This window comes from Micromonospora sp. NPDC023888, from assembly GCF_040639415.1.
In the GTDB taxonomy this organism is placed as follows: Bacteria; Actinomycetota; Actinomycetes; order Mycobacteriales; family Micromonosporaceae; genus Micromonospora.
This window is the reverse complement of record NZ_JBEZZW010000107.1, coordinates 1-1189: the sequence shown is the minus strand read 5'-3', so window position 1 is coordinate 1189 and position 1189 is coordinate 1. Positions and strand designations below refer to the sequence as shown.

Annotated in this window: 1 protein-coding gene and 1 pseudogene; both read left to right on the top strand. The window is 66.9% G+C overall.

Going from position 1 to position 1189, the window contains the following annotated elements; genetic code table 11:
- Positions 1-54 precede the first annotated feature (54 nt).
- Positions 55-177, top strand: a pseudogene (locus tag AB0F61_RS34255) (helix-turn-helix domain-containing protein); the annotation flags it as partial.
- Positions 166-1182 carry an IS30 family transposase gene (locus tag AB0F61_RS34250; RefSeq protein ID WP_357818564.1) on the top strand — a complete coding sequence of 339 codons (1017 nt, stop codon included), beginning with the start codon at positions 166-168 and terminating at the stop codon, positions 1180-1182. The pseudogene AB0F61_RS34255 and the gene AB0F61_RS34250, both read left to right, overlap by 12 nt.
- The last annotated feature ends 7 nt before the right edge of the window (positions 1183-1189 follow it).

Below are 1189 nucleotides of genomic sequence, written 5' to 3'. Positions count from 1 at the left end.
CTTGGGCTCAAGTGGTTGTTGCAACGGGGTGGATTCTCGTCAGGATGAGGGGTCATGCCGGGGCAGAGGTTGTCGTCCGCGGAGCGGGCGCAGATTGAGGTGTTGTTCGGTCAGGGGTTGACGTTCCCGCAGATCGCGGAGGTGATCGGGCGGCATCGCTCGACGGTGTGGCGGGAGTTGTCGCGTAATCACTGCGGCACTGGGGGTCGGGTGCCGGCGGGTCAGCGGCATCCGTTCGGGCCTGACCCGGGTTATGTGGCCGGGGTGGGCTATCCGAAGGGATGGGGTGGGGCGTATCGGTGGAAGTACTCTCACCGCAACGCTCAGGGCAAGGCGGATGCGCGGGCGCGGCGTCCTCGGGAGGGCAAGTTGCGTCCGGGGCGGGGCCGGGCGTGGCCGCCGTTGTGGCAGACGGTCAAGGATCGTCTGAGTCAGCGGCACTCGCCATGGCAGATCGCCCGGTCGCTGCGGCGGGAGTTTCCTGACAGGCCGGAGATGTGGGTGTCACACGAGACGATCTACCAGGCGATCTACTTCCAGGCCCGAGGTGGGATGCGTCAGGAGTTAGCTCGGCAGGTCGCGTTGCGCTCTGGTCGGGCGTTACGCCGGCCGCAGTCGCGTCAGGCCAGCGCGGGGCGGGGAAGCCGCCCGTGGGTGCGTGACTTTCACATCTCGACTCGCCCGGCCGAGGTCGAAGACCGGGCCGTTCCCGGGCACTGGGAAGGCGACCTGGTCATCGGCGCCCGAGGCTCCAGCGCGATCATCACCCTGGTCGAACGCGCCACCCGATACGTGATGCTCGGCGCTCTGCCCGAATCGCGGGTCAGCGAACAGGTCATCGACACCCTCACCGGCCTCATGCGCCGCCTACCAGCCGAGTTGCGCAGGACCCTGACCTGGGACCAGGGCATCGAAATGATCCAGCACCCCGTCTTCACCCTGGCCACCGACTGCAAGGTCTACTTCTGCGACCCCCACAGCCCGTGGCAACGCGGCAGCAACGAAAACACCAACGGCCTGCTGCGCCAGTACTTCCCCCGCTCCAGCACCGACTTCCGCACTTGGACCCAAGACGACCTCGACGCCGTCGCCCGCGAACTCAACGGACGACCACGACAAACCCTCGACTGGCAGAATCCAGCCGAGGTACTCCACAAACACCTCGTCGCAACAGCCGCTTGAAACCGCC